The sequence below is a fragment of the Algibacter luteus genome (assembly GCF_030344935.1).
Taxonomy (GTDB): domain Bacteria; phylum Bacteroidota; class Bacteroidia; order Flavobacteriales; family Flavobacteriaceae; genus Arenitalea; species Arenitalea lutea.
On the sequence record NZ_CP128313.1, the window covers coordinates 391,793 to 411,277 of the forward strand.

The 19,485-nt window shown below is 32.2% G+C and carries 18 protein-coding genes; 12 read left to right on the forward strand and 6 right to left on the reverse strand.

The genetic code is table 11. The features are described from left to right. The first annotated feature begins 1 nt into the window (after nt 1). From gmd to O5O44_RS01710, 4 genes are all read left to right on the forward strand, one after another. The gene (gene gmd / locus O5O44_RS01695; RefSeq protein WP_289195485.1) at nt 2-1,036 is read left to right on the forward strand and encodes a GDP-mannose 4,6-dehydratase; all 1,035 of its coding nucleotides are present in this window, start codon (nt 2-4) and stop codon (nt 1,034-1,036) included. Next, nucleotides 1,005-1,916, forward strand: a complete 912-nt coding sequence (locus tag O5O44_RS01700; RefSeq protein ID WP_289195486.1) for a GDP-mannose 4,6-dehydratase — start codon at nt 1,005-1,007, stop codon at nt 1,914-1,916. The genes gmd and O5O44_RS01700 overlap by 32 nt, the downstream gene beginning before the upstream one ends. Nucleotides 1,917-2,071: 155 nt before the next feature. Next, nucleotides 2,072-3,061, forward strand: coding sequence for a UDP-glucuronic acid decarboxylase family protein (locus O5O44_RS01705; RefSeq protein WP_289195487.1), 990 nt, complete (start codon nt 2,072-2,074; stop codon nt 3,059-3,061). Next, entirely contained in the window at nt 3,062-4,417 is a 1,356-nt protein-coding gene (locus tag O5O44_RS01710; RefSeq protein ID WP_289195488.1) for an undecaprenyl-phosphate glucose phosphotransferase, read from the forward strand. Here the strand turns inward: O5O44_RS01710 and O5O44_RS01715 are convergent. The 3 genes from O5O44_RS01715 to O5O44_RS01725 are packed head-to-tail and all read right to left on the reverse strand — an operon-like array spanning nt 4,414 to nt 7,986. Beyond that, the gene (locus O5O44_RS01715) at nt 4,414-5,577 is read right to left on the reverse strand and encodes a glycosyltransferase family 4 protein (protein ID WP_289195489.1); all 1,164 of its coding nucleotides are present in this window, start codon (nt 5,575-5,577) and stop codon (nt 4,414-4,416) included. The genes O5O44_RS01710 and O5O44_RS01715 overlap by 4 nt on opposite strands. 1 nt (nt 5,578) lies before the next feature. Then, a complete protein-coding gene (wecB, locus tag O5O44_RS01720; protein WP_289195490.1) occupies nt 5,579-6,670 on the reverse strand; it encodes a non-hydrolyzing UDP-N-acetylglucosamine 2-epimerase in 1,092 nt (363 codons plus the stop codon). Then, nucleotides 6,667-7,986: a phenylacetate--CoA ligase family protein gene (locus O5O44_RS01725; protein WP_289195491.1), complete on the reverse strand. Its 1,320-nt coding sequence runs from the start codon at nt 7,984-7,986 to the stop codon at nt 6,667-6,669. Before O5O44_RS01725 ends, wecB begins: the two co-directional genes overlap by 4 nt. Nucleotides 7,987-8,073: 87 nt before the next feature. Between O5O44_RS01725 and purD the strand changes: the two genes are divergently transcribed. Next, complete coding sequence (gene purD, locus O5O44_RS01730; protein WP_289195492.1) at nt 8,074-9,345, forward strand: phosphoribosylamine--glycine ligase; 1,272 nt, start codon at nt 8,074-8,076, stop codon at nt 9,343-9,345. Here purD and O5O44_RS01735 read toward each other — a convergent pair. After that, on the reverse strand, nt 9,340-9,567 hold the full coding sequence (locus O5O44_RS01735; RefSeq protein WP_019388024.1) for a DUF6341 family protein: 228 nt from the start codon (nt 9,565-9,567) through the stop codon (nt 9,340-9,342). The genes purD and O5O44_RS01735 overlap by 6 nt on opposite strands. Nucleotides 9,568-9,640: 73 nt before the next feature. Here O5O44_RS01735 and O5O44_RS01740 point away from each other — a divergent pair, with 73 nt between their 5' ends. Next, nucleotides 9,641-10,564, forward strand: coding sequence for a DUF6427 family protein (locus tag O5O44_RS01740; RefSeq protein WP_289195493.1), 924 nt, complete (start codon nt 9,641-9,643; stop codon nt 10,562-10,564). Here the strand turns inward: O5O44_RS01740 and upp are convergent. Next, nucleotides 10,553-11,212 (reverse strand): uracil phosphoribosyltransferase, encoded by a 660-nt coding sequence (upp, locus tag O5O44_RS01745; RefSeq protein ID WP_289195494.1) that lies wholly within the window; start codon nt 11,210-11,212, stop codon nt 10,553-10,555. The genes O5O44_RS01740 and upp overlap by 12 nt on opposite strands. A gap of 133 nt (nt 11,213-11,345) precedes the next feature. On the opposite strand from upp, the gene O5O44_RS01750 reads away from it, so the two are divergent. Together O5O44_RS01750 and O5O44_RS01755 are read left to right on the forward strand one after the other, a co-directional pair. Continuing rightward, a complete protein-coding gene (locus O5O44_RS01750) occupies nt 11,346-11,951 on the forward strand; it encodes a DUF4254 domain-containing protein (protein ID WP_289195495.1) in 606 nt (201 codons plus the stop codon). A 39-nt stretch (nt 11,952-11,990) separates the two neighbouring features. Continuing rightward, nucleotides 11,991-13,010, forward strand: a complete 1,020-nt coding sequence (locus O5O44_RS01755) for a glycosyltransferase family 9 protein (RefSeq protein WP_289195496.1) — start codon at nt 11,991-11,993, stop codon at nt 13,008-13,010. Nucleotides 13,011-13,026: 16 nt separating this feature from the next. Here the strand turns inward: O5O44_RS01755 and O5O44_RS01760 are convergent, their stop codons facing one another. Further along, nucleotides 13,027-14,082, reverse strand: coding sequence for a ferredoxin--NADP reductase (locus O5O44_RS01760; protein WP_289195497.1), 1,056 nt, complete (start codon nt 14,080-14,082; stop codon nt 13,027-13,029). Nucleotides 14,083-14,200: 118 nt separating this feature from the next. Here O5O44_RS01760 and O5O44_RS01765 point away from each other — a divergent pair, with 118 nt between their 5' ends. From O5O44_RS01765 to porW, 4 genes are all read left to right on the forward strand, one after another. Next, the gene (locus tag O5O44_RS01765) at nt 14,201-14,545 is read left to right on the forward strand and encodes a PadR family transcriptional regulator (RefSeq protein ID WP_289195498.1); all 345 of its coding nucleotides are present in this window, start codon (nt 14,201-14,203) and stop codon (nt 14,543-14,545) included. Between the two features lie 79 nt (nt 14,546-14,624). Further along, nucleotides 14,625-16,103, forward strand: a complete 1,479-nt coding sequence (locus O5O44_RS01770) for a DUF5687 family protein (protein WP_289195499.1) — start codon at nt 14,625-14,627, stop codon at nt 16,101-16,103. A gap of 10 nt (nt 16,104-16,113) precedes the next feature. Beyond that, the gene (locus tag O5O44_RS01775) at nt 16,114-16,809 is read left to right on the forward strand and encodes an ABC transporter ATP-binding protein (protein WP_289195500.1); all 696 of its coding nucleotides are present in this window, start codon (nt 16,114-16,116) and stop codon (nt 16,807-16,809) included. 116 nt (nt 16,810-16,925) lie between these two features. After that, nucleotides 16,926-19,481: a type IX secretion system periplasmic lipoprotein PorW/SprE gene (gene porW, locus O5O44_RS01780; protein WP_289195501.1), complete on the forward strand. Its 2,556-nt coding sequence runs from the start codon at nt 16,926-16,928 to the stop codon at nt 19,479-19,481. Nucleotides 19,482-19,485: the final 4 nt, after the last annotated feature.

Sequence of the window (19,485 nt, forward strand, 5' to 3'; positions counted from 1 at the left end):
AATGAAAAAAGCAATAATAACAGGAATTACAGGTCAAGATGCAGCATATTTAGCTGAACTTTTATTGGAAAAAGGGTATAAAGTTTATGGAACATATAGAAGAACAAGTTCCACTAATTTTTGGCGAATAGAAGAATTAGGAGTTGATAAAAACCCTAATTTAACTTTATTGGAATATGATTTAATTGATTTGTCTAGTGCGTATAGAATTATCTCAGAAATCGAACCAGATGAAATTTATAATTTAGCAGCACAAAGTTTTGTAGGCGTATCATTTACGCAACCAATTGCTACAGCTCAAATAACTGGTGTTGGGGCGATGAACTTATTGGAAGCCATTAGAACAATTAATCCAAAAATAAAATTTTATCAAGCCTCCACTTCTGAAATGTTTGGTAAAGTTCATGCGATTCCTCAAAATGAAGAAACGCCTTTTCACCCAAGAAGTCCTTATGGCGTAGCAAAAGTATTTGCGCATTGGGCAACTTTAAATTATCAAGAATCTTATAATCTATTTGCCACAAGTGGTATTTTATTTAATCATGAATCTCCTCTTAGAGGAAAGGAGTTTGTGACTAGAAAAATTACTGATGCAGTAGCAAAAATTCATTTAGGAAAACAATCACTATTAGAACTTGGTAATATGGATGCAAAAAGAGATTGGGGTTTTGCCAAAGAGTATGTAGTTGGAATGTATCAGATGCTTCAAATAGATGAACCAGGAACTTTTGTATTAGCTACAAATCAAACCCAAACAGTGCGAGATTTTGTTTATTTAGCTTTTCAAGCAATTGACATTGATATTTCATGGAAAGGAAAAGAAGAAAATGAAATTGGGTTTGATGATAAAACAGGAAAAGAACTGATAAAGGTTAACCCGAAATTCTATCGTCCAGCTGAGGTTGATTTATTAATTGGTGATGCTTCAAAAGCAAATGAAGAATTAAATTGGAAACCAAAAACAACTCTTAAAGAATTATGTGATATGATGGTTAAAAAAGATATTGAAAGAAATCAAAATGGAGGAACTTTCTAAAGAAAAAGTTTTCATAACAGGAATTGAAGGATTTACTGGTAAACATTTAGAAAGTTATCTAAAAAGTTTAGGATATGATGTTTATGGCTCTGTATTAAGCGGGCCCAAAAAAGAAAAACATTTTTCTTGTGATATTTTAAACATAAATTCTTTATTCGAAGTTTTAAATAATATCAAACCTGATTATATAATTCATTTAGCTGCAATCTCGTTTGTAGCATCAAAAAATCAACAACAAATATATAATGTAAATATATTCGGAACATTAAATCTATTAGATGCTGTCCAAAAACTTCAATACAAGCCTAATAAAATACTACTTGCAAGCAGTGCTGCTGTTTATGGGAATATTGAAGGCGAGCTAAACGAAGATATGTGTCCGCAACCTGTAAATCATTATGGTAATAGTAAATTGGTTATGGAGAATATGGCCAAGACTTATTTTGAGAAGCAAGATATCATAATAATGAGACCATTTAATTATACTGGCATTGGTCAAGAAAGTAATTTTTTGGTACCAAAGATAGTTTCTCATTTTAAAGATAATAAACAAATAATAGAATTAGGAAATATAGACGTATATAGAGAATTTAACAATGTAGATTTCGTTGTTAACTGTTATACCAAACTTATGCAATCCAACTCTAAATCTGAAATAGTTAATGTTTGTAGTGGACACGCCATAAATATTAAAAAAATAATAAGCTTGATGGAAGAAATAGCCGGCTATAATATCAAGGTAATGATTAATCCAGAATTTGTTAGAAAGAATGAAATCAAGATATTGAAAGGTTCTAATAAAAAATTAAATTCAATTATTAATAATTCGAATAATAGTCTTAAGTTCGAAGAAACGTTAAAAAAAATGTACTTAAGTTAATATTTTGCACAAATTGCAACCTTTGATTATATCCATTGCGCTAATATTAAAAATGTATATAACGATATTATAATTGAATTAGTTCATTGTTATGAATAATCTATTAACCTGCTTAATCCATCTTTATAAAAACGTTTAAAAGCTTAAATCTTTAAATGAAAAAAAAAGTTTTAATCACAGGCGCCGCAGGTTTTTTGGGTTCACATCTTTGTGATAGATTTATAAAAGAAGGTTACCATGTAGTTGCAATGGATAATTTTATCACTGGTGATAAAAAAAACATTGAACATTTAATGGGTTTAGAGCATTTTGAATTTGTAGCGCATGATGTGACAAACTTTATTGAGCTTCGAGGCAAACTACATTATATTTTACATTTTGCGTCACCTGCAAGCCCTATAGACTATTTAAAAATACCAATTCAAACATTAAAAGTTGGTGCGTTAGGCACTCATAATCTTTTGGGGTTGGCTAAAGCTAAGAATGCTCGCATGTTAATAGCTTCTACTTCTGAAGTTTATGGAGACCCTTTAGTACATCCACAATCAGAAGATTATTATGGCAATGTGAATGCTATTGGTCCACGTGGGGTTTATGATGAAGCCAAGCGATTTCAAGAATCAATTACAATGGCCTATCATAGATTTCATGGTATAGAAACTCGAATTGCGCGAATATTTAATACTTACGGCCCCAGAATGCGGCTTAATGACGGCAGAGTTATTCCTGCATTTATTGGTCAAGCGCTAAGAGGAGAAGATTTAACAGTTTTTGGAGATGGTTCTCAAACACGTTCATTTTGCTATGTTGACGATCAAATAGAAGGTATATACCGATTGTTATTAAGCAATTATTCCGACCCGGTAAACATAGGTAATCCTCATGAAATAACAATAAAAGAATTTGCAGAAGAGGTTATAAAACTTACTGGAACAAAACAAAAAATTATTTATAAAGAATTACCACAAGACGATCCATTGCAACGACAGCCAGATATTACTTTAGCAAAAAAAATACTAAATTGGGAACCAAAGATTAGTAGAGCAGAAGGAATGAAATTAACATACAATTATTTTAAATCCTTATCAAAAGAGGAGTTATATAAGAGTGCACATAAAGATTTTAAGAAACATATAAAGAAATAAGTGAATTATAAAAAGGGACGATATTCTGGTTTAATAAAACCGTTATTTGGGTTAATTGATTTAGTTATTATAAATGTAACAGTTTTTAACTATGAAATAAACCTAAAGAATAATGTTTATTTATTTCTGCTCTATATTTCTTTAATGTGGATAATTATATCTGTGAAAAATCATTTTTATGAAGTGCAAAGACACACAAGAATTATTCAAATTATTCCATTATTGTTTCGGCAAATTATTATTTTTTCAATTCTTGTATATGCCTTTATTGGGTTTTTTAAACAACCTATAATAAGTAGATTAGCTCTTGGGAATTATTTGATATTCACCTTCTTTCTAATTTCTGTTTTTAAGCTTCTCACAACTTTTTTATTGAAGAAATACAGAACTGTTCTACATGGTAATACTAGAAATGTAATAGTAATTGGGAGTAATGAAAAGGCGAGACAATTAATAAAAACGTTTAATACGAGATTAGATTTTGGGTATAAACTACAAGCTAAGTTTAGTGTAAAAGATGGTAATTTCTCATTGGATAAATGTTTCGATTATATTATTGAGAATAATATTGATGAAATCTATTTTTCAGTTTCAGAATTATCCAATAGACAAATAAATAAGCTCATAGATTTTGCTGATAATAACTTACGCGAACTCAAATTTATACCAGATAATAAAGATATATACTCGAAGAAACTTAAATATGAATATTACGATTACATACCTATTTTATCCTTACGATCCATTCCTTTGCAAGAACCCGTAAATAAGTTCGTTAAAAGGCTTTTTGATATATTATTGTCGTTGTTTATTATTGTTTTTGTACTATCATGGTTAACTCCAATATTGGCAATTCTTATTAGAATGGAATCGAAAGGCCCTGTATTTTTTAAACAATCAAGAAACGGATTTAATTATAAAGAATTTGATTGTTATAAGTTTAGGTCTATGACGCCAAATAAAGATGCCCATTTACATCAGGCCACTAAAGGAGATCAAAGAATTACAAAAATAGGAGCATTTATTAGAAAAACTAGTATTGATGAATTACCACAGTTTTTTAATGTGCTGTTTGGCGATATGTCGGTAGTTGGCCCAAGACCTCATATGGTAAGCCATACAAATTTATATGCACAAAGAGTAGACAAATTTATGGTACGTCATTTTGTAAAACCAGGAATTACTGGATTAGCGCAAATAAGTGGCTTTAGAGGTGAAATAGAAACCGATAAAGACATTATTAATCGTGTGAAGTATGATATATTTTATATTGAAAACTGGTCTTTGCTTCTAGATATTAAGATAATGATCCAAACTTTTACTAATGCTTTAAAAGGCGAGGAAAAGGCCTATTAAATAACCTCAACAAGTTGAATTAATTGATTATTGAAATCAAAATTCTCTAAAGCTGTTAGTTGAATCTTTTTTCTATTTGTTAACTCTAGCTTAGAAAGCTCTATTTTGGAAATTACAGTATTTAAATCCTTATAATTGCTTGATTCTGCAACCCAACCTAATTCATGCTTTTTAATAAGATATTCGCCTTCACCACCTCCAAAATATAGCATAGGAATACCTAATCGGGCATATTCAAATATTTTAGAGGGCACAGAGCCATAAATCCGATTTAATAAAGGAATTATGGTAAAATCATAATTGATTAGTTCTTGGTGCAATGCAGTCCTTGAAATTTCGCCATGATAAATAATATCTAATTCTGGATATTTTTTAATAAGCTCCTGTATCGCAATTTGTTCTGCCCCTGCTCCATAAATATGAAATTGTACTTTAGTATAGTCTAGCTCCTGGCAAAGTTTTAAAATTCCTTGAGCAACGCCTAACAATCCTGCATAAACCATTTTTAGTTTCATAGAAGAATCAGTCTGTAGGTTAGGTAATGCGGCATCAAAATCGGGATAATTTCTATACAAGAAAGTTTCTTTTTTAGGGAAAATGGAGTTTACGTGACTTAAAATTTCTTGGCTTTGACCCAGAATTAAATCGGCGTGTTTATAGTTAAAACGCTCTATTTTTTCTAAGAGTTTGTAACTAAAATTCTTCTTAAAAGCTCCGAGTTCTAATCCAGCAAGTGGCCATAAATCGCTTACATTCAGTATGACTTTACGATTCTTTGATCTAAGAAAAAACACGGACGTAAATGCAACCAATAACGGTGGCGATTGAATGATGACTTTCTTAGGAATTTTATTCCACATAAAAAACCAAATGAGGCTGAAACTATACGATAACATAGCAAATAGGCGTAACAGCTTATTCTTTGAATTACTAGCATAAAGCCAAAGCCTATGGATAGTTATGTCATTTTCGGTTGAAGTGTGTTTAAATTGCCCTCTATAGGCTTTAAACACTTCGCCTTTAGGATAGTTGGGTAATGGTGTAACTACGGTTACTACAAAATTGTATTTTTGAAGTCCTTCGGCTAGATGATAAATACGGTTAGATGCTGCTCCAGTTTCAGGTGGAAAGTAATTCGTTATAATCAGAATGTCTTTCATATTAACTTGACATAGTTGCTAAATGATGAACAATTCTTGTGGCAGCATGACCATCCCATAATTCAGGAATTTCGCCTTGTTTCCATGTTCCTGAGAACAAAATTTTGAAGGCTTTTTCAATTTTTTCAGGATCATTTCCCACTAAAATATTGGTGCCAATATCACAAGTTTCAGGACGCTCTGTATTGTCGCGAAGGGTCATACAAGGTACATTCATTACGGTGGTTTCTTCTGTAATACCTCCAGAATCTGTAATTACCGCAAATGCTTGTTTTACTAAATAATTAAACTCTAAATAACCCAAAGGATTCACATAATGCAGGTTTTTAAAATTCAAATTAAAGTTACTTAATAGTTTTTGCGTTCTTGGGTGTACTGGAAAAATAATAGGATATGCTTCTCCTAATGTAACTATTTGGGTTATTAGTGTTTTAAGCTGCTTTTCTTCATCAACATTGCTTGGTCTATGAAGCGTCATAACCAAATATTTTTTTGAAGACAAGTTTAACTGTTCCCAAAGCTCTGGTTTTTGCAGTCTTTTTTCGTTTTTCAGCAGCGTGTCTATCATAACATTGCCAACAAAAAAGATGTTCGATTTTGAAACCCCTAATCTTACCAAATTCTCATTGGCGTAATTTGAAGTTGTGAAGAAATAATCAGTTAAACTATCGGTAACAATTCTATTTATTTCTTCGGGCATACGCATATCTCCAGAACGGATTCCCGCTTCAACATGAGCCACTTTTACATGCGCTTTTTTCGCTACAATAGTACACGCCATAGTTGAAGTAACATCGCCAACTACCATCACTAAATCGCATGGATTTTGCTTTAATTCTTCTTCAAATCCAATCATTATGGCCGCGGTTTGTTCAGCTTGAGTACCGCTTTTCACATCTAAATTACTATCAGGTAACGGTATGTTTAACTCCTCAAAAAAAGTGCCGCTTAAATTTTTATCGTAATGCTGCCCTGTGTGTACTAACCTATAATTTAAGTTAAAACCTTCTTCCTTTTTATTTTGAATAGCTTCAATGATGGGAGCAATTTTCATGAAGTTTGGTCTTGCACCTGCAACTATAGTTATATTCATGTGTTTTGGTTTAAATAGGAGGTAAACTGTTTCAATTTACCGCTTTTTGATCGAACGAGTCGATCTTGTTTTTCAAAAGTAATTAAAAGCCCTTTTTCAAGGTAATTTTCCATTTCAGAAATTATAGTTTTCATTTTTTCTTCCGAAAGAGTTTCAGAACTCACATAAAGAACTTTAAACTCATTTGGCTTTAATTGCTCGATTACAAATTCTTTGACATTGCCATCTTCTTCAATAATACTTTTTGTAATGTAGTAAAAAGTTAAACCTGCAGCTTTTTTACCACTTGGTAATATGGCGATATCGTTAGTACGCCCTGTTAGTTTTTCAAGAATAGGCATTTTTATTGAACTTGTTTTTGAAAGGATGCCAATATCGCCAATATCATACCGAATGAATGGATGCGCTTTGTTGTAAAGTGAAGTGATTACAATCCGCCCTTCTTCACCATAAGGTAAAATATGGTTGTTATCATCAAGAATTTCAACATATAAGGTTTCGCTATTAACCTGCCATTTTCCACTTGGATTTTCAAAGGCAATTAAATCTAATTCTGATGCCCCATATTCGTTAATTATAGGCACTCCTAACTGTGTTTCCAAAAGGGTTTTATCAACATCAAATAGCATTTCGGAAGTGACCACACCAGCTTTTAATGTAGAACATATAGTTTTTAAAACGATGTCTTTTCGCTTTAGAAATTTGGCAAATTGCACAATGGAACTTGTATACCCATTGATATAATCAAATGGCTTAGATTTAAATGTTTCAAGATGTTTTTCAAAAGCGTCATCGCTTAAATCAAATACCGAAAAACGATACCTCCCACTTAATTTATCTTTAAAACGTTCTTTATAATACCCCTTTTTATCTAAAGGAATTCCATAAAAACGGGCCTGTTTCGAACTATTAAAATTGAGTTGAAACCAGCCAAATCTATTTTGAATTACAGCCCAGGTTAAAGCATGACAAAATTTATCTTTCGCAAAAATAAAGGGATCGCCAGATGACCCTGAAGTTTTATTGATGTACGTATTATTTTCATTAAACCCTTTTGAAAGACGAGACTTTAATGGTTGTTGCAATTCTTTTTTTGTCATGATTGGAACCGATTTCCAATTGTCAATATCAACCTGTTTTCCAAACGATTTATAAAACGAGTTATGTTTTAAATGATATTTAAGAATCTCTTGTTTTTTAGAAGCGATGTATTCTGAATAATAACTTTCGTCTACGTTTTGAATGTCTTGTAATACGCGAATAGCTTTCTTGATAGGAAAACCGTTTAGTTTCAATGAAATATCAAATAAATTCACGTAAAAAGGATATAATTTGTAAAGTAAATAAAAAATATTCGTGTATTCGAGTCATTAATTTTATTTTTGCGCAAACAACAAAAAACTATGAACATTTTAATACTTGGCTCTGGAGGTAGAGAACACACTTTTGCTTGGAAAATTGCACAAAGCTCTAAATGCAATAGACTATTTGTAGCACCCGGAAATTCTGGTACCGCCGAAGTAGCCACAAATGTAAATATTGGAGTTACTGATTTTCCGGCCATTAAAGCATTAGTACTCAAAGAGAATATAGATTTAGTTGTTGTAGGACCTGAAGACCCACTAGTGCAAGGTGTTCACGATTATTTTTTAAATGACGCTGCTATAAAACATGTATCGGTTATTGGGCCTCAAAAAAAAGCTGCAGAGTTAGAAGGTAGTAAGGAGTTTGCGAAAGAATTTTTATTCCGACATAACATTCCAACAGCGGCATACCAAAGTTTTACAAAAGAAACCGTGGCTTTGGGCTATGATTTTTTAGAAACTTTAAATCCACCATACGTTTTAAAAGCAGATGGTCTTGCAGCAGGTAAAGGTGTTGTGATTTTGAAAGATTTAGACGAAGCTAAAGCTGAATTAAAAAGCATGCTAGTAGATGCTAAATTTGGCGATGCGAGTACAAAAGTGGTTATTGAAGAGTTTTTAGATGGTATTGAGTTAAGTTGTTTTGTACTAACTGATGGTGACAATTATAAAATATTACCAACAGCGAAAGATTACAAGCGTATTGGTGAAGGCGATACTGGTTTAAATACTGGTGGAATGGGAGCTGTTTCTCCAGTACCTTTTGCAACCCCAGAGTTTTTAAACAAAATTGAAGAGCGAATCGTCAAACCAACAATTAATGGTTTCAAAAAAGACAACTTGCCTTATGTAGGTTTTGTTTTTATTGGTCTAATAAAAGTAGGCGATGACCCAAAAGTAATTGAGTATAACGTACGCATGGGTGATCCTGAAACGGAAGTAGTTTTACCAAGATTAAAAAACGATTTTGTTGAAATTTTACAGGCTATGGCAAGTGGTACCCTAAATAAAATTAATATTGAAATTGATGAACGTGCAGCAACAACCATAATGACGGTTTCTGGTGGTTATCCTGAAGCCTATGAAAAAGGTAAAGAAATAACAGGTATAAATGCGATTACAGATTCAATTCCATTTCACGCGGGCGCACAAGTAAAAGATGGAAAAATTGTAACATCAGGTGGACGGGTTATGGCTATCACTTCATATGGAAATACGTATCAAGAAGCCATAAAAAAATCCTACCAAAGTATAGAAAAACTACATTTTGATAAGATGTATTATCGTAAAGATATTGGTTTCGATTTATAAAAACGAGTGTGAAGAAATACTTTTATCTTCCTCGTTATTATCGTTGAAACTTTTTAATTGCTTCATCCAATAAACCATTGCTACGAAACCGATTATTGTAAATAACCAAGAAATACCGTTGGCTAAAAACCAGTTTTCAAGTTCTAAAGCTCTTAAGGCATCCAATGGAGCAAAAAGAACATCAACAAACAAATCTTGTATAGCGTAAAAGAAATCTTTCATTTTGAATTTATTTAATAGTTACCAACCATTTAATAGTTAGTATATTTACGTAGCAAAAATACAAAAACAGTTAATGATTACAAGCTTTTTTAATAAATCTAGATCAATATATTTGATTATTGTTTTTTTTATTGCGCTTTTGGCTTTTGTAATTGCAAGAATTAATGGTGTTAATCAAGACTTTAATTTCGATTTTTTATTAAAACAAGCTTTTCTGCTTATTGTTGTATATGCATCCATCTTACTACTCAATTTTATTGTAAACAAGAACAGTCTAACTAATAAAAACAATTATGAAATTCTGTTATTTAGCCTCTTTTTACTATTTATAACTCAAACAACTATTAACTCAAATGTTATTTGGTCTAACCTATTTGTGCTCTTAGGATTAAGAAGAATAATAAGCTTGCGCTCGCCCTCAAATACAAAGAAAAAGCTATTTGATGCGGCTATTTGGATTTCTATTGCAGCCTTGTTTTATTTTTGGGCCATCTTGTTTTTTGTTCTAATATTACTTTCACTTGTATTGTATACCGATAATAATATTAGACATTGGCTCATTCCTTTTTTAGGCGTGTTAACCGTATTAGTTATTACTGCAAGTTTATCCGTGATATTGTATAATGAGTTCTTTGAAATATATAAGTTTTCACCAGAAATAAGTTACGACTTCAGCAATTATAATTCCATATCATATTTAATAGCTATAACAGTGCTTTTAAGTTTTGGGGTATGGTCTTCAATTTTTTATTCGAATAATATTAAAAAGAAGAAAAAGGCATTTCGTGTATCCTTTAAAACCATTATTATAGCTGCTATAATCGGTTTTTTTGTAGTTATATTTGTACCTAATAAGGATGGAAGCGAATTTTTATTTTTATTTGCGCCCTTAGCGATTATTATAGCAAATTACATTGATATTATTCAAGAAAAATGGTTTAAAGAAATCTTTTTGGCGGTGCTAATTATTGTGCCGTTTGTGTTGTTAATGCTGTAATTTTTTACCAAAGGCTAAATCGCCCGCATCTCCAAGTCCGGGAATAATATAGCCGTATTTATTGAGACGTTTATCAATTGCCGCAATCCATAAATGGGTATTGTCATCAAAATTTTCATTTACATAATTGACGCCTTGTTGAGATCCAATAATACTTACCAAGTGAACTGCTTTGGGTGTACCAAAAGGCTTTAAAGCTTCATAAGTAGCGTGCATCGATTTTCCCGTGGCTAACATCGGGTCTGCTAATATCAACGTTTTGTTCTCTAAGTCAGGGCAAGCTAAATACTCAACAATAATTTCGAAACTTTCAGGGTTTTCTTCATGATGTCTATATGCTGATATAAAAGCATTTTCTGCAGCATCAAAATAATTTAATAAGCCATTATGTAATGGAACGCCAGCTCTTAAAATGGAACATAAAACAATATCTTTTTGAGGTAAGTCAATTTTGCAATTTCCTAATGGTGTTTCAACTACTTTAGGGTCAAAGCTGAGGCTTTTACTCATTTCATAACCTAATACTTCCCCTATGCGTTCAATATTTCTACGAAATCGCATGCTATCTTTTTGAATATTGACATCTCGAATTTCTGAAATAAATTGATTTAAAATGGAATTTTGAAGTGAAAGGTTATGAATATTCATGGCGAGATTACATAGTTTAGAAAAGTAAAGTTAATGAAACCCTCTTAGAAAATTAATCTTTATGATATAGAACTATTGGCCTTTCAAAATTCTTATATAATTTACGTAGTTTTGTACTTTAAATTTATACAAGATGTTTACAGATAAAGCGAATAGAATTTTCCAAGAAGTTATTGAAAAATACCACATTATAAACACCGTAGATCAAGCTTTTGAAAATGCCTATCCGGAAAGCCAATTAATTGATCATTTATTGTACAGAAAATGTTGGATTGATACCGTTCAGTGGCATTATGAAGATATCATTAGAGACCCACAAATAGATCCAGTAGCCGCCTTAACTTTAAAGCGTCAAATTGATGCTTCAAACCAGGATAGAACCGATATGGTGGAATATATTGATAGTTATTTCTTAGAAAAATACAGTCATATTACACCAAAACAGGATGCAACTATTAATACTGAAAGTCCAGCTTGGGGCATTGATAGATTATCTATTTTGGCTTTGAAAATTTATCATATGAATGAGGAAGCCACACGTAATGACGCTTCTTCGGAACATAAAGCAGCTTGCCAAAAAAAATTAGAAGTATTGTTAGAACAACGTGTAGATTTATCAACTGCAATCGATACGCTTTTAAGCGATATTGAAAAAGGGGATAAATATATGAAGGTGTACAAACAAATGAAAATGTATAATGACGACGAGCTAAACCCAGTACTTCGTTCGCAGAAATAAAATTCTTGCTTTAGCAGGAATCTCATCCTCATAGTTGAGATGTCAGAACCACAAAAAAACATTCTAGTTATTCGCCTTTCAGCAATGGGAGACGTGGCTATGACGGTTCCTGTATTACGCGCACTTAAAGAGCAACATCCAGAACTTAAAATCTCCGTTTTAACTCGCGCTTTTTTTAAACCCTTTTTTAGGGATTTAATTGGTGTTGAGGTGGTCATTGCCGATGTAAAGGGAAAACATAAAGGCGTGTATGGTCTGTATAAACTAGCAAGAACACTTAACAAAAAGCAGTTTTATGTTATTGCCGATTTACACAATGTGCTTAGAAGTAAAATTTTAAAGAAATTTATTAGGTGTAAACGATTCATTTCTATTTATAAAGGTAGAAAAGAAAAAAAGCAATTAATCAGCGGTAAATTATTTGAAAAACTTAAAACAACACATCAGCGTTATGCAGATGTGTTCGAAGCATTAGGCTATAAAATTGATTTAAATAAACCGAAATTCCCCAAAAAGATAGAGCTAAATGATAAGTTGAAAAAATTTATGGGTAATACTGAATTAAAACCTATTGCCATAGCGCCTTTCGCTGCTCATGAAGGCAAAATGTACCCTTTACATTTAATGAAAGAAGTCATTCAAGAGCTAACTAAAGATTATCATGTGTTATTATTTGGTGGAGGAACTAAAGAAATTGAAGTACTTAATGAAATTGAAAACACAAATAAAAATACCGTAAATCTTGCCGGAAAATTATCGCTTGATGAAGAAATGGATATCATTTCTAATGTTGATGTGATGCTTTCAATGGATTCTGGGAACGCACACATCGCTGCTATGTTGGGCGTCAAAGTAATCACTATTTGGGGTGTTACCCATCCGTATTCTGGCTTTATGCCTTTTAATCAACCTTCAGATTATGCCTTACTTCCTGATAGAGAAAAGTTTCCGTTAATTCCAACTTCTGTATTTGGAAATAAATACCCCGAAGCTTACAAGAATGTGGCTGGTACAATTAGCCCTAAACAGGTAGTTCAAAAAATTAAATCTATAATCTAACAGTTACGGTTTAAAGTTAAACATCATCATAATCTACAACAATTGTGGGTGTTGTTGGGTGTGCTTGACAGGTAAGAATTAACCCTTCGGCAACTTCACTTTCCGTTAAAATATTATTTTGTCGCATAGTGGCTTCACCTTCTGTAATTCTGGCTAAACAACTACTACAAATACCGCCTTGACAAGAATACGGTGCATCTAAATCTTCATCAAGAGCTGCTTCAAGAATGGTTTGTTTTTGAGACATCTCAAAAGTGGTAGTATCTTCATCAACAGTTATGGTAATGCTAGTGGTGCCAGAGGCAACTTTTTCTTCTTTCACATCAGCTGTTTTAGCAGCTTTAAACAGTTCAAAATGAATGCGGTCTTTGTCTAATCCATGGTCAGTTAAAACATTTTTAACCGTATGAATCATGGCTTCTGGTCCGCATAAATAGTAGGCATCAACTTCAATATGCTTGTGTTTATTTTTCATGACATAGTTAACCGTACTTTTTTCAATACGTCCAAAAATGGAATCGTCTTCATCTTGCTGACTAAAAACAAACTGAATAGAAAATCGCTCTTTATATTCGTGTTGAAGTTCTAACAATTCGTTTAAAAACATAGTGTCGTCGGTGGTTTTATTACCGTAAACTAGAATAACTTTGCTATGTATTTCTTCTTCTAGAGCGCACTTAATTATGCTTAGTATAGGTGTAATGCCACTACCAGCAGCAAAAAGCGCGATATTTTTAGTCTTAGAATCGTTTGGTTCAAAAATGAAACGTCCTTTAGGCGGAGCAACCTCAATAGTGTCGCCCACTTTTAAAGTATTATTTGCAAATGCTGAAAATGTGCCATCCTTAACTTCTTTTACAGCAACTTTTAATTCGCCACTTTTTGGAGATACACAAAGCGAATAATCACGACGCACTTCATTTCCTTCAATTTCTGTTTTGAGGGTAATATATTGTCCTGCTTTAAATTGAAATGTATTTTTAAGATTTTCGGGAAGATTAAAAGAAATACTTATCGCTTTGGCTGTTTCTCTTGTTATGTTTTTTACTGAAAGTTTATAGAATGATGACATATAGAATAGTTTTAGGCAAAAATAGTGAAGCCATTAAATAAACGGTAAGTTTTTTCGATAAAAAACTATATATAATATATAAATGCATAAATAAATTATGTATTATATTTGAAGTAGTATGAAAAACTCTAATTTATATAAAGGCAGTTTAGTTACAATTCTTTTGAAGCTTTTAAACGAGCATGACAAGATGTATGGCTATGAAATTACTCAAAGAGTATTTGAAATCACAAACGGAGAGCTTAAACTTACCGAAGGCGCCTTGTATCCTGCACTTCATAAGCTTGAAGACCAAGACTTAGTGGAAGTTGAAATTGTAAAAATTGGCAAAAGAATTCGTAAATATTATCGATTAACTGAAGCAGGAACCAAAGAAACGGTAAAAAAATTGGCCGAATTAGAAAGTTACATGAAAAACATGAGGGCGTTAATTAACCCTAAATTTCGTGAGAAATTACATTAATTTCTTAAAATTGTAAAAAAAATGTAACAATACGTAACTGAACAGTACTTACTTATTGTAAAACTTAAACCATCAAGATATGATTAAACGATTTTTAATGCTAGAATGGAAATCTTTTTTTAGATCAGCAAGTTTTGGAAAAAGTTTGGGTATTAAAATATTCATGGGCTTTTTAAGCCTTTATTTTATTGCGATGTTTTTAGGAATGGGGGTGTTATTATTTCCCGGACTTAAAAAAATGTATCCAGAGCAAGATCCTCTAATCATTGTGAATAGTTTACTGTTCTATTGGATTTTGTTTGATTTGGTTTTTCGTTTTTTCTTCCAAAAATTACCAGTCATGTCGGTAAAACCATTATTAACACTTCCTGTTAAAAGAAGTAAGGTGGTTAACTATGTTTTAGGTAAATCGGCATTTTCATTTTTTAATTTTCTGCCTCTATTCGCTATTGTCCCGTTCGGTATCACATTAATCTATCATGATTATCCCATGGTAAACGTACTTATCTGGATGTTAGCTTTAGTCGTCGTGGTTTTAATTATTAATTTTTTAAACTTCATAATAGAAAGTTTTTCTTCAGAAAAGGAACTGTCTTTTCTACCTATAATTGTTATCGCAGGAGGTTTCTATGCACTCAATCATTTTAATATTATATCATTTAATAGAATAATTGGAAACGCCTTTGACACTTTATATAATCAACCACTTCTAATTACTGCCCCAATAATACTTTTGGTATTATGTTATTTGTTCAACTTTAAAATTTTAAGGCAAAAACTGTTTTTAGATTCTGGTCTAAAAACAAAAATTAAAGAAGTTAATGCTTCAAATTTAGAATGGACAAAAAACTTTGGAGATATCGCTCCTTTTATGCAGCTTGATTTAAAGTTGATTTGGCGAAACAAACGCACAAAATCTTCAGTATGGATGTTGGCTATTGGCTTATTGTATGGTTTGTTTTTCTATCCGCAACCAACCTATCAAAATCTACCTTGGTTTTTTGTGTTTATTGGCGTGTTTTCAACAGGCATCTTCCTTATTAATTTCGGGCAGTTTATTCCAGCTTGGGACAGTGGATATTACAAACTACTCATGAGTCAAAACATTAAATACGAGCAGTATTTGAAATCTAAATTCACGTTGATGGCAGTTAGCGTCTTGATATTGTTTGTTTTAGGCATTCCTTACGTGTTTTTCGGGTGGAAAATATTATTAGCACATTTTGCGGCGGCCATTTATAACGTGGGGGTAAATACACATGTTATTTTATATGGTGGTTCTTTCAACAGAAAAAAAATAGATTTAAGTCAAAAGGCGGCCTTTAATTATCAAGGAACTGGCGCTGTACAATGGCTAATTGGTATTCCGCTCTTGCTCTTACCAATGGGTTTATTTGCTGCATGCTATTTTTTAGTAGGCTTCGAAATAGCTTGCTTAGTTTTAATGATTTTAGGAATTATTGGCATTGTATTGCATCAAAAACTAATGAAATTCATTACTCAGAAATACTTAGATTCAAAATATAAAATGATTGACGCATTCAATCAAAATAATTAAAATAATTATCATGATAACAACTTCTAACTTAACTAAAAAATACAGCGGTAATCAAGTTTTGAAAATTGATTCTTTAGATATTCCTAAAGGGCAAAGTTTTGGTTTGGTTGGTAATAATGGCGCAGGAAAAACGACCTATTTCAGTTTGCTTTTAGATTTGATTCAGCCAACTACAGGATTCATAAAAAATAATGGCGTACAAGTTGATAAAAGTGAAGATTGGAAACCTTTTACATCGGCATTTATTGATGAGAGCTTTTTAATTGGGTATTTAACTCCAGAAGAATATTTTTATTTTATTGGCGAATTACGCGGACAAAATAAAGCCGATGTAGATACTCTTGTAGCAAAGTTTGAAGACTTTTTTCATGGCGAAATCATCGGGCAAAAAAAGTATTTGCGCGATTTAAGTAAAGGAAATCAAAAAAAGGCTGGTATTATTGCCGCATTAATTGGTAACCCCGAAGTCATTATTCTAGATGAACCCTTCGCGAACTTAGACCCTACAACACAAATAAGATTAAAAAGTATTGTTAAAGAATTAGCCCAAAAACAGGGTGTTACCGTTTTAATTTCTAGTCATGATTTAATGCATGTAACCGATGTGTGCGAGCGCATTGTGGTTTTAGATAAAGGTGAGGTTGTGAAAGATTTAGAAACCAGTGCGGCCACTTTAAAAGAACTTGAAGCTCATTTTGCGAACTAATCCTTTTATTTAAAAGTCATTACATTTTTTAGGTAAATAGAAAAAGATGCTTATTTTTACCATTCTATATAATAATAACGGCAGTTTACAGTTATTTAGTCTAAAAAAAACAAGCATTGAAAACACCCAATAAAACCATACTACTCGTTCTTTTCTTAGCCATAGTTGCATTAAGTTGTTCTAGGAAAAAGGATAAATTTATAAATCGAAATTTTCATGCTGTTACCGCCGAATATAATGCGTTATTTAATGGTTACAATGCTTTAGAGCAAGGAAAAACTTCACTTAACGAGGCTTATTTTGACAATTACTGGGAAATATTACCCATAGAGCGCATGCAGATTTTTGAAGATGTTGTGCTTCCTGGTCAATCTAAAAACGAAAACTTTTCTAAAGCTGAAGAAAAAGCAGTAAAAGCCATTCAGAAGCATAGCATGAATATTGATGGTAAGGAGAAAAACCCGCAAATGGATGAAGCCTATTTGCTGTTAGGAAAAGCTAGGTATTTCGATCAGCGCTTTGTACCAGCACTTGAAGCTTTCAACTACATACTATACAAATATCCAGCTAGCGATAAAATAAATCAAGCCAAAGTATGGCGCGAAAAAACAAATATTAGATTAGATAACAACGAGCTGGCTATAAAAAATTTAAAACGACTTTTTAAACAAGAAGATTTAGAAGGCCAAGATTTGGCAGACGCCTCTTCAATATTAGCTCAGGCGTATTTAAACGTCAAAATAATTGATACCGCAATCACACAACTAGAAATCGCTTCAAATGCTACGAAAAGTAATGATGAACGCGGTCGATATCGATTCATTCAAGGCCAGTTATACAACCAGCTGGGTTATAAAGATAGCGCAAACATTGCCTTCAATAAGGTGATAGAACTCAATAGAAAAACACCGAGAATCTATATGATATCGGCTTATCTAGAAAAGGTTAAGAACTTCGATTTTGAAAACGGTAATAAGTTAGAAATGAACGAATTATTAGCTGAACTCGAAGAAAACAGGGAAAATCGTCCATTTTTAGACAAAATATATCACCACACGGCAACTTATCATTTAAAAAATGGCTCAGATTCTTTGGCGGTGGCGTATTACAATAAATCGTTAAGAACAGATAGTCGAGACAAATTACTGAAAGCAAAAAACTATGAAACGTTAGGCGACATGTATTTTGATGCTTCTGTTTATGCTGATGCTGGCGAGTATTATGATAGTACTATGAGTAATTTAGTGCTCAACTCAAAACCATACAGAATAATAAAGCGTAAGCGCGATAATTTAGAAGATGTTATTTATTACGAAGCCATTGCGAAGGTAAACGACAGTATCTTAAATTTAGTAAACTTAACAGAAGAAGAAAAATTAACCTATTTCGAAACTTTTGTAAGCGATTTAAAAGCGAAAGCCGAAGCAGAGAAAGAAAAAGAAGAAGCTGCCGAGAGAAATACAGGTTTAGCAACGGTAAATACCATTGGGTCTAGACCAAACAGTTTTAATTCTGCCCCACAATCCAATAATTTTTATTTTTATAATCCAACAACTGTGGCTTATGGGAAAAATGAATTTGTAAAATTTTGGGGAGATAGACCATTAGAAGATAATTGGAGATGGTCTAGTCAAGGCGCTTCAAATACTAGTAATAACAATACTCTTACAAGTGTGCTGGATACGGCCTCAGAAGAAGAACGCTTTGATCCGCAGTTTTACATTTCCAAAATACCTTCCGAAGAAAAAGAAATTGATAGTATTTCAAAAACACGCAATTACGCATATTATCAACTAGGATTAATTTACAAAGAGAAGTTCAAAGAATACGAACTTGCAAAAGATAAATTACAGAATCTTTTAGATAGTAATCCTGAAGAAAGGCTCGTATTACCTTCAAAATATAACTTGTATAAAATATATGAATTATTAGGTGAACAAGATGAAGCTTCAATTGCTAAAGTAGAAATTATTCAAAAATATCCAGATTCAAGATATGCAACCATTTTAAAGAATCCAGAATTGGTTACTGAACGGGATGAAAATAGTCCTGAAAGTTTGTACGAAGCCTTATATATTCAGCATGAAAATCAAGAATATGCAGATGTTATTGCAAAAAGTGAAGAGTATATAAAAACTTTTGATGGCGAACCCATGGTGTCTAAATTCGAATTGCTTAAAGCAACTGCATCTGGGCGTTTACACGGTTATGAAGCTTACCAACAAGCTATTAATTATTTGGCTGTTACTTACGCCAATACACCGGAAGGTAAACAAGCACAACATATTGAGACTAATGTTTTACCTAAATTAGAAAACAAAGAATTTGTTCAAGATACCGATAGTATTCCCGACAATTATAAGGTGGTATTCCGGTTTAATACGGCGCAGCAAGAACAAATAGCTAATTTTAAAGTAACTTTAGACGAAGTTTTAAAAAACGTGAAGTATTATAATTTGAACTCATCTGTAGATGTTTACAATCCAGTAACCAAGTTTGTATTAGTTCACGGGTTAAAAACGGCACAAGTAGCAAAAACCTTTAATCAGTTATTAACTGAAAAAGATCAAAAGAAAATAAAAGCCCCCTATTTTGTAGTATCATCTACAAATTATCAAATCATTCAAATTCATAAAAATTTGGATGCGTATTTGAATATCGATAATAATTAAACTT

Bases quoted from the DNA above. Each gene is read 5' to 3' on its own strand.
- gmd (WP_289195485.1), top strand. From the start codon at position 2: ATGAAAAAAGCAATAATAACAGGAATTACAGGTCAAGATGCAGCATAT.
- O5O44_RS01705 (WP_289195487.1), top strand. From the start codon at position 2,072: ATGAAAAAAAAAGTTTTAATCACAGGCGCCGCAGGTTTTTTGGGTTCA.
- O5O44_RS01715 (WP_289195489.1), bottom strand. From the start codon at position 5,577: ATGAAAGACATTCTGATTATAACGAATTACTTTCCACCTGAAACTGGA.
- wecB (WP_289195490.1), bottom strand. From the start codon at position 6,670: ATGAATATAACTATAGTTGCAGGTGCAAGACCAAACTTCATGAAAATT.
- purD (WP_289195492.1), top strand. From the start codon at position 8,074: ATGAACATTTTAATACTTGGCTCTGGAGGTAGAGAACACACTTTTGCT.
- O5O44_RS01735 (WP_019388024.1), bottom strand. From the start codon at position 9,567: ATGAAAGATTTCTTTTACGCTATACAAGATTTGTTTGTTGATGTTCTT.
- O5O44_RS01740 (WP_289195493.1), top strand. From the start codon at position 9,641: ATGATTACAAGCTTTTTTAATAAATCTAGATCAATATATTTGATTATT.
- upp (WP_289195494.1), bottom strand. From the start codon at position 11,212: ATGAATATTCATAACCTTTCACTTCAAAATTCCATTTTAAATCAATTT.
- O5O44_RS01750 (WP_289195495.1), top strand. From the start codon at position 11,346: ATGTTTACAGATAAAGCGAATAGAATTTTCCAAGAAGTTATTGAAAAA.
- O5O44_RS01755 (WP_289195496.1), top strand. From the start codon at position 11,991: ATGTCAGAACCACAAAAAAACATTCTAGTTATTCGCCTTTCAGCAATG.
- O5O44_RS01760 (WP_289195497.1), bottom strand. From the start codon at position 14,082: ATGTCATCATTCTATAAACTTTCAGTAAAAAACATAACAAGAGAAACA.
- O5O44_RS01765 (WP_289195498.1), top strand. From the start codon at position 14,201: ATGAAAAACTCTAATTTATATAAAGGCAGTTTAGTTACAATTCTTTTG.
- O5O44_RS01770 (WP_289195499.1), top strand. From the start codon at position 14,625: ATGATTAAACGATTTTTAATGCTAGAATGGAAATCTTTTTTTAGATCA.
- O5O44_RS01775 (WP_289195500.1), top strand. From the start codon at position 16,114: ATGATAACAACTTCTAACTTAACTAAAAAATACAGCGGTAATCAAGTT.